This is a genomic window from Hyphomonas sp. (genome assembly GCF_016125515.1).
Taxonomy (GTDB): Bacteria; Pseudomonadota; Alphaproteobacteria; order Caulobacterales; family Hyphomonadaceae; genus Hyphomonas.
In genome coordinates, this window is record NZ_WGLO01000008.1 from 324714 (window position 1) to 331046 (window position 6333).

The window sequence follows — 6333 nt, forward strand, 5'->3', positions numbered from 1 at the left end:
ACTTTAGTGTTATGTACTATAGTATGTATTTTAAGGCCGCAGCTTATTCCGACCACTTATCGTCAGGAGGATGTGGATGTCAGGCAAGTCTCGTCGCCAAGCAATTGTCCAGCGCGGCCATTCGCAAGCAGCTGACTTTGATGCGCGGGCGGCCGACGAAGCTGCTGAAATATGTTCGGCGTGGCTCACTCGACATGCAGAACACGAAAAGCTCATCAGACGATGGCAGAGGTTGGAGACTCGCCTCATCCATGAGCATGACTTGTTCAAGCTGAACAAACGGGAACGCGCGTCGCTTTCAGGGGCCCGCGAACTGGACGCCATAAATGCTCGCCTCCTTGTGCTTTATGAACAAAATCAGAAAGCGCTTGTAGCCTTGCCCGCCGTGGCCGCAGCGACCACCAACGGGGTTGTTTCCAAGCTTTCCGTCGCGCTTGCAAACATTGACCGCCACGAGAGCAAGGCCACACATCAACTCATTCAAAGCGTCATAAGAGACCTAGAAATGGTCATGCAGGTTCCGGGCAAATAAACACAGCAAAGATACGATCGAATATCCGTTCGGAGCGAAACCGTAACCTATCTCTCCGGAACATTCTGTTACCTATGTTTCCGGGTTGGACCAAACAGGAATGGCGCACCCAAGAGGATTCGAACCTCTGACCTTTGCCTTCGGAGGGCAACACTCTATCCAGCTGAGCTATGGGTGCCTCGCCAGAGCCGGTGTTTAGGCGAAGGCGGCGAGGGGTGCAACCGCGTTTGCGCGCGGCGCAGAGTGTGTCAGACCATGGACGCGGCGCGACGAACCGCTAGGTTGCGTCCAAACGCTCCCGTTCCGTCTGTCCGAGGTCCCATGCGCCTGAATCCGATGATCCCCGCGACGCTGGCCGCCTTTGCCCTGCTGACCGTGCCCGCATGTTCCGGCGAGCAGAAGGCCGCGCCGGCCGACGTGCCCGCGGCGGCGGATGCTCCGGGGGGCTGCGAGCGCCCGGCCGATCCGGACGTGGTGCGCGCCGAAATGGAAGCGGCCGAAGCGCGCGTCATTGCGGTGGCCGAGGCCAGCCGGGGCGGCGGGCATCCGGCGCTCTGGACGCTGAAGGACGAGGACACGACGCTCTATCTGATGGGCACGGTGCACATGTTGCGGCCGGATGTGGACTGGCGCACGCCGGAGGTCGACGCCGCGATCGATTCGGCCGACACGATTGTGTTCGAGGCCGATACGACCAGCCCCGAGGCCGGCCGCGACCTGATGAAGTTCTTCTCGACGCAAGGCATGTTCGGGGACGGCACGCAGCTGACCAGCCTGCTGACAGAAGGCGAGGTGGCGCTGCTGAACGAAGCGCTGGCGGAAGTCGACCTGCCCCTGGCGGCGGTGCAGCCGATGCGGCCCTGGTATGCGGCGATCAACCTGTCGGTCATCCAGATGACGCAGGAAGGGTTTGATCCGTCCTCGGGCGTGGAGATGAAGATCGAGGCGGAAGCCAAGGCCCGGGGTGCGGCCTTCGATTACCTCGAGACGGTTGACCAGCAGCTCGGCGAATTTGCGGGGCTCGATAACTGCGCGCAGATCGAATTCCTGATGCAGACGGCCGAGGGGATGAAGGAGGGGACCGAAACACTCGACCTCCTGGTGTCCGAATGGGCGGACGGCGACACGGTTGGCCTCGCCGCCCTGCTGGCGTCGCCGGACTCGTTCGGGTCAGACGCGGCCTATGACGCGCTTCTGAAGAACCGAAATGCCCGCTGGGCGCCCCTGATCGCCGGCATGCTGGACGAGCCGGGCACCCGCCTCATCGCGGTCGGCGCCGGTCACCTCGCCGGCGAAGACAGCGTGATCGCGATGCTACGCGCTGAAGGTTATGAGGTGGCGGGGCCGTAGCAAAAGCCGGCACCGGCCCCGTCCGGAAACTGTCTACACGGAGAGGGCGACTTGTGGACGGTTCGGAGGCGGGCCCGGGTCAATCGGCGGCGCGTTTGAGGGCAAGCAATGCCTGGTCGAGCACGGCCTGGCTGGAGGTGCAAACGATCTGGCCGCCGAGTTTCGGGGTGTTGCCGCGCCAGTCGGTGGCAAGTCCGCCTGCGCCGCGCACGACCGGGATCAGCGCCGCCACATCCCAGCTCTTGAGGCCGGATTCCGCCACAAGGTCGATCGTGCCGGCCGCGACGCGGGCATAGCCATAGGCGTCGAGGCCGTAACGGGTGATGCGGGCGGTGGCGCGCAGATGGTTCCACGCGCCTTGTTCGGACGGCGTGAAGATGAAGGGGTCGGTGGTCGCGATGGTGGCGCGGCGGAGGTCCTCGCAGTCCGACACGCGGATCGGATGGCTGCCCGTGTGCGTATCGAGGCGGGCGCCGCCGGGCCAGCCGAGATAGCGCTCGCCGACGACCGGCTGGTCAATGACCCCGATAACCGGCACGCCGTCCGGATCGACAAGGGCGATCAGCGTAGTCCAAACCGGCAGGCCAGCGACGAAAGCGCGGGTGCCGTCGATGGGATCGAAATACCAGCGGTAGCCGGTTGAGGAGGGGGTGTCGTCGAACTCCTCGCCGGTGACGCCGTCGCCGGGCCGTTCGGCAGCGACCAGGTCGCGCATCGCGGCTTCGGCGGCGCGGTCGGCTTCGGTGACGGGATCGAAGGCGGCGGTGTCCCCGGCGCCGGACTTGTCGTCGACGCCGTCCAGCTGGCGGAAATGGACACGAATTGCCGCCCAGGCTGCGTCTGCAAGCCGGGCGGCAAAGACCAGATCAGGTTCGAGGGATCGGGATTGGGTCATCCGGCGAGGCGATGCCCCGCCGGTTGAGGAAGGTCAAGCAGCGCCGGAGTTGGTGCCGTCCTGCTCGAAGGCTTTTGCCAGCTCGAGGAGGCGTTTGCGGGGGCGTTCGCCAAGCCGGTAATAGGCACGGACGAGTTCCAGGGTTTCCTTCTGGGAGAGGATATCGCCTTCCATCTGCTCAGCGTCGTTGGCCGCGTTGGGCATCGGGTTGGCGGTGGCCATGCCGTCGAAGAAGTATTGCACGGACACGTTCAGGGCCCGCGACAGGTCGAACAGGCGCGAGGCGGTGATGCGGTTGGCGCCGCATTCATATTTCTGGATTTGCTGGAATCGCACACCCACTTGTCCGGCCAGTTCCTGCTGGGTCATCCCCAGGAGGCGCCGGCGGCGGCGCAGCCGCTTGCCTACGTGCAGATCAGTTTCGTCAGCCATGTTCCCTCTCCGATTGGCTTGGGACCGGTATCAGTCCCAAAATTGGAATTTCGCGCGATTTCTACGCAATTGGCGTGCCGGACGCTGAAATCTGCCCGAAATGCGGGCAAGGCGCGGGCAGGAGGAGGGTGCGTCAGTTATTCACTTGGCGTATTGTGCATCGCAACATAAGTTGGTCTTGCACTTCGGTGCAACGCCTCTGGCGTTTCCTCCCTTTGACTTCGGCCGCGCCCACGGGCGCGGCCCTTTTTTTCGGGGAGGGGGGGCAGGTGGCCGGTGCAGCCTTCAGACGGAACGGAGCGTTCAGGTGCGCGGCAGCAGGCGCGCGGCGTCGATAATGTCCGTCATCACGTGCTGCAGGGCGTCTTTCAGGGCGGAAAAGCCGGAGGCCCGGGTAATCCGGTGCTCATCCATGTAGAGACTGCGGTTGATCTCGATCTGCAGGGCGTGGGTGCCCCGGCGGGGGCGGCCATAGCGGCGGGTCGTATAGCCGCCCGCATAGGGCGCATTTCGGGCCACCGAGAAGCCGTTTGCCCGGAAACTGCGCTCGACCCGGGCCATTAGCCGCGGATCTGCGCTCGATCCGAACCGGTCGCCGAGCACGATGTCGGTCAGGTTTCGTCGCCCGGGCTGGACCGAGGGCATCGAATGGCAGTCGATCAGCAGGGCATGGCCATGATCGCGCCGCAGGGCGTCCAGGGTGCTGGCGAGGTGGTCGTGATAGGCGTCATGGACCCGGGACAGGCGTTCTTCGCCCTCGGCGCGCGACAGGAGGCGGCCATAGATGGCCTCACCGCGGGCGCCGACCCGGGGCAGGCAGCCGAGGCCGGCCTCGACACGGACCGTGGGCAGGCCGCAGGGCCGGGGCGGGCCGTCCTGGAACATCGAGGCGTCGAGTTCGTTGGGATCGCGGTTGAGGTCAACGACGGACCGGCCGTACCGTGCGGCCAGCAGGCCCGCGCCGAGGGACGGGGCGGCTGCAAACAGCTCATCCACGAAGGCATCTTCGGTACGGCGCACGTCGATCAGGGGCACGCAGAGCGCGGCCTGCATGTCGGCAGGGTAGAGTGAACCGGAATGCGGGCTGGCGAAGAGGACCGGCGCGGCCAAGGGCTGGGCCTCGGTGAACTCGAAAGGCGCCTCCAATCCGGCCGGGGGCGGCTCGGCCACAGGGTCCAGTCGCAGGGCGGGGTAGGTCTCGCGCATTCTGCTAATGGTTTGAGAACCGGTAGCAAGGTCAAGGGGTTTCGTGCCCCGACGTGTAAAGATTGGCCCGCCGGATCGGGGTCTGTTCACGACTGATTTACCTTCATTCGCCTTTATGCGCTAATCGGCACTGAGTCGCTGCCCAAGAGGAATACGTGACCAAGATCCTGCTCGCGGAAGACGATGATTCGATGCGCGGCTTCCTCGCGGCGGCCCTGCGCCGTGCGGGGCATGACGTGCAGGATTATGCGGATGGCGAAGGCGCCCTGCAGGCGCTGGAGCGCGAAGTTTTCGACCTGCTGCTCACCGATATCGTGATGCCGGGCCTGGACGGGATCGAACTGGCCCGCCGCGGCGCCGAACTGGACCCGGCCATGAAGATCGTTTTCATCACCGGTTTCGCCGCTGTGGCGCTCTCGTCCGGCGCGCCGACCCCCGCCGGGGCCAAGGTGCTATCCAAACCCTTCCACCTGCGCGAAATCGTGGAGGAAGTGGACAAGGTGATGGCGGCCTGAAACCGCCCCCTGCGCGGCGAAAGCCCGCTTGACGCCGCACGCCGGATTGTCCAATACGCACCCTTCGCAACGCATGGCCGCTCCGGCCGTCGCCGAGCGGGCGGTTAGCTCAGTGGTAGAGCACTACGTTGACATCGTAGGGGTCACAAGTTCGAACCTTGTACCGCCCACCATTCGAAGCTCCTAATTTCATAGGGGATTTGGACTCGGCGGGGACCTGAACACTCCCAGAAAAATCAGTCTGTCACACCCACGTCACAACGAGTGAGTTCAGACAGATGGCTAACATCAGAAAGCGCGGCGATCGCTGGCAGGTCCAGATCAGACGCCAGCACGCTCCAAACGTCACCCGCAGCTTCATCAAACGCGCCGATGCGGAAGCCTGGGGACGCGAGATGGAGGTCGAGGCGGACCGACGATGCCTCAAACACGACCCTCGGATCCTGGATCGCATTACGCTTGGTGAGCTTGTGGTTCGCTACCGGGACGAGGTCTGCGAGTTCAAGAAGAGTAGGGATGTCGAGCGGACGCTCTTGAACGCCTTCCTCCGGCACCGCTTGGCGAAGCGTCCCCTCTCTCAGGTCACCGCCGCGGACTTTGCAAAGTACCGGGACGAGCGGCTTAGGAACATCTCCGCGTCCGGACTCAACCGTGAATTTTCGCCGCTCCAGCACATGTATGAGATCGCGTTGTCGGAATGGGGTCTCCCTCTAATCGAGAACCCCCTTAAGCGCGTCCGCAAGCCTCAGAACAATAGGCCGCGGACTCGCCGCCTGCGGGACGGTGAGTACGAGCGGCTGCTGGCTGCTGCTGAGGACCGACGAGTGACCTATCTGAAGCCAATCATCGTCCTGGCCGTTGAGACGGCTATGCGCCGAGGAGAGATCCTCGCTGCCAAGCGGTGCCATCTGGGGGAAGGGATGAGGAGCTTGCACATCCCCGAGACCAAGACAGGGGTGCCTCGCACGATCCCTCTATCGGCTGTGGCTCGTGAGCAGATTGCGAGTCTGGACCGGCTGCATCCCGATAGCCTTCTGTTCAATGTGTCGTCCGATGCATTCAAGCTGACCTGGACGCGAACGGTTGCAGCCGCGGAGCTCGAGGACCTTCACTTTCACGATCTCCGGCATGAGGCCGTTTCTCGGCTGTTTGAGCGCGGCTTATCGATGCCTGAGGTTGCCTCGATCAGCGGTCACCGGGATTTCCGGATGCTAGCGCGATATGCTCATGTCCACTTCTCCGCATCAGACTCGGGTTGCTTGGGTGTCAATCGGCGCGCAAAATTGACCCCCTATCGGCGTGCAAAATTGACCCCACCTGCGCGGTGGTAGCTGGCCCAGGCCGGTGCAACTTTTCAAACGAGTGGAACCGGCCTGGGCCAGCGGGCGGCAAGGCGCTCAGGC

General features: G+C 63.9%; 7 protein-coding genes and 2 tRNA genes. 5 read left to right on the forward strand and 4 right to left on the reverse strand.

Going from position 1 to position 6333, the window contains the following annotated elements; genetic code table 11:
• The first annotated feature begins 76 nt into the window (after positions 1-76).
• Positions 77-532 (forward strand): hypothetical protein, encoded by a 456-nt coding sequence (locus GC148_RS07980; protein ID WP_291070141.1) that lies wholly within the window; start codon positions 77-79, stop codon positions 530-532.
• Between the two features lie 101 nt (positions 533-633).
• On the opposite strand, the gene GC148_RS07985 is transcribed toward GC148_RS07980, so the two are convergent.
• A tRNA-Arg gene (locus GC148_RS07985) sits at positions 634-710 on the reverse strand.
• A 143-nt stretch (positions 711-853) separates the two neighbouring features.
• On the opposite strand from GC148_RS07985, the gene GC148_RS07990 reads away from it, so the two are divergent.
• Entirely contained in the window at positions 854-1882 is a 1029-nt protein-coding gene (locus GC148_RS07990; RefSeq protein ID WP_291070142.1) for a TraB/GumN family protein, read from the forward strand.
• A gap of 79 nt (positions 1883-1961) precedes the next feature.
• On the opposite strand, the gene hisN is transcribed toward GC148_RS07990, so the two are convergent.
• The 3 genes from hisN to GC148_RS08005 all read right to left on the reverse strand — a co-directional run bounded on the left by hisN (position 1962) and on the right by GC148_RS08005 (position 4415).
• Complete coding sequence (gene hisN / locus GC148_RS07995) at positions 1962-2777, reverse strand: histidinol-phosphatase (protein ID WP_291070143.1); 816 nt, start codon at positions 2775-2777, stop codon at positions 1962-1964.
• A gap of 33 nt (positions 2778-2810) precedes the next feature.
• Positions 2811-3209: a helix-turn-helix transcriptional regulator gene (locus GC148_RS08000; RefSeq protein ID WP_291070144.1), complete on the reverse strand. Its 399-nt coding sequence runs from the start codon at positions 3207-3209 to the stop codon at positions 2811-2813.
• A gap of 303 nt (positions 3210-3512) precedes the next feature.
• Entirely contained in the window at positions 3513-4415 is a 903-nt protein-coding gene (locus tag GC148_RS08005) for an N-formylglutamate amidohydrolase (protein ID WP_291070145.1), read from the reverse strand.
• A 155-nt stretch (positions 4416-4570) separates the two neighbouring features.
• Between GC148_RS08005 and cpdR the strand changes: the two genes are divergently transcribed.
• The 3 genes from cpdR to GC148_RS08020 all read left to right on the forward strand — a co-directional run bounded on the left by cpdR (position 4571) and on the right by GC148_RS08020 (position 6261).
• Positions 4571-4930, forward strand: coding sequence for a cell cycle two-component system response regulator CpdR (gene cpdR, locus GC148_RS08010; protein WP_291039089.1), 360 nt, complete (start codon positions 4571-4573; stop codon positions 4928-4930).
• Positions 4931-5028: 98 nt separating this feature from the next.
• Positions 5029-5103, forward strand: a tRNA-Val gene (locus GC148_RS08015).
• A 105-nt stretch (positions 5104-5208) separates the two neighbouring features.
• On the forward strand, positions 5209-6261 hold the full coding sequence (locus GC148_RS08020) for a site-specific integrase (protein WP_291070146.1): 1053 nt from the start codon (positions 5209-5211) through the stop codon (positions 6259-6261).
• Positions 6262-6333 lie beyond the last annotated feature (72 nt).

Coding starts and splice junctions, on each gene's coding strand:
- GC148_RS07990 (WP_291070142.1), top strand. CDS start 854: ATGCGCCTGAATCCGATGATCCCCGCGACGCTGGCCGCCTTTGCCCTG.
- GC148_RS08020 (WP_291070146.1), top strand. CDS start 5,209: ATGGCTAACATCAGAAAGCGCGGCGATCGCTGGCAGGTCCAGATCAGA.
- GC148_RS08005 (WP_291070145.1), bottom strand. CDS start 4,415: ATGCGCGAGACCTACCCCGCCCTGCGACTGGACCCTGTGGCCGAGCCG.
- GC148_RS08000 (WP_291070144.1), bottom strand. CDS start 3,209: ATGGCTGACGAAACTGATCTGCACGTAGGCAAGCGGCTGCGCCGCCGC.
- GC148_RS07980 (WP_291070141.1), top strand. CDS start 77: ATGTCAGGCAAGTCTCGTCGCCAAGCAATTGTCCAGCGCGGCCATTCG.
- hisN (WP_291070143.1), bottom strand. CDS start 2,777: ATGACCCAATCCCGATCCCTCGAACCTGATCTGGTCTTTGCCGCCCGG.